This window comes from Mesorhizobium sp., from assembly GCF_004963255.1.
GTDB lineage: Bacteria > Pseudomonadota > Alphaproteobacteria > Rhizobiales > Rhizobiaceae > Mesorhizobium.
Genome location: NZ_SUGA01000103.1, coordinates 1 through 640 on the forward strand (window position 1 = coordinate 1; position 640 = coordinate 640).

General features: G+C 56.1%; 1 protein-coding gene and 1 pseudogene. Both read right to left on the minus strand.

Going from position 1 to position 640, the window contains the following annotated elements:
• A pseudogene (locus E5X34_RS32630) lies at positions 1 to 172 on the minus strand (aminocyclopropane-1-carboxylate deaminase/D-cysteine desulfhydrase family protein); the annotation flags it as partial.
• A gap of 105 nt (positions 173 to 277) precedes the next feature.
• Positions 278 to 640: exopolysaccharide production repressor protein (locus E5X34_RS32635; RefSeq protein ID WP_292573333.1), on the minus strand; the 363-nt coding region annotated here is incomplete at its 5' end.

The following is a 640-nucleotide window of genomic DNA, read 5'->3' on the forward strand; positions in this document are numbered from 1 at the left end:
CAATGTATTCGAGCTTGCGCAGCTTGTTTCCGCCGAACGCGAGACCGGAGTTGCAGTCCTCGCGTTTGACGTAGATTTCCACCTTGTCGCCCAGATGCTTGCCGAGGCGGTCGAGCCTCTCGATCGGCGTGGGTCCAAAGGTGAGCGGATAACGTTCGAATTTTTCCAGCATGCTATCTCCAGCAAAAAAGTACCTGAACCTGCTACGCACCGGTCAGCCCAGGGGTATGGTCGCGTGTTAGCCGAACACAGATTCCCTATACGATCAACTCAGTCATCAGAGGGTGACCAAAATTGGTGTGGGTCTGAGCACTGATCCTGTCATCCGCGCATCAAAGCAGCAGCACATGCTGGGCATTCGACCATAAGCCGGGACACAGCTGAAAATTTCATTCCGCAGCTGATCAGAGTCAGGCGACTGATACCGAGCTTCCCTGGAACCATTGACATGCTGGCCCATGTGGCGAGTTCCACGAGCGCGGCTAGACCGCCAGATCAGAAAGAGCACGGTGTCGAGATAGCCGGCCTGAAGCAGCAGCGAACAGGCCAGCGTCGTGACGACTGCCACATGGGTCCAATGCGAAGCGAAGTAAACCATCGACGCATTGCTGCACAGGACCAGCCCCACGAGCCGACAAAA